The organism is Psychrobacter sp. 1Y4 (assembly GCF_051847555.1).
The window spans coordinates 1-573 of sequence record NZ_JBPYDE010000912.1 but is presented as its reverse complement, the minus strand read 5'-3'; the positions used below and the strand labels follow the sequence as shown (position 1 = coordinate 573).

The window sequence follows — 573 nt, the reverse complement described above, 5'->3', positions numbered from 1 at the left end:
GATACGCCATGTCATGGTACGGGCAATCAGCCACAGAACACCTGCCATGATAATGAGCAGCAACAACGTACCTGTAAACAGATTCAGCGCTGCAGAAAGTACGGGCTTTTTAGGAGGTAAACGTGACTCATACAGCAGAGTATAGCCAGTGCTGCTATAGACTTGAGCCTGCTTAGTAGGGGAGGTATCTGCAAACGAAGGAAAAACACGTGAAAATAAAGATGGCGTAGGTGGTAGCTCTAGTGGCAAATCACTATTATCGGTTTGCATGAGCAACCGACCTTCGCTGTCGTACAAGCCCATTTTGGCCTGTAGTGACTCATCAAAAATATCAAAGCTTTTTTTGACAACAGCAAGCATAAATCGTGATTGTAGGCGATTGTCCTTACTAATAGAGATGTTCAACTCGTGCAGAAACGGATCAATTTGACCCAAAATCTGCGTAGCCAATATCTCTGAGCGGATTCCTGCATCCTTGTCATGCACCAGTTGGGTCAATAGCACCATAGCAACTGCAAATAAAGTAAGTGCCAGCATAACGCTGGCAAATAGTTTGGCAAATACGGAACGAAA

Annotated in this window: 1 pseudogene; it reads right to left on the bottom strand. The window is 44.7% G+C overall.

Annotated elements, in window-relative coordinates:
* Positions 1-573: pseudogene (locus ACS8FC_RS19560) on the bottom strand (HAMP domain-containing histidine kinase); the annotation flags it as partial.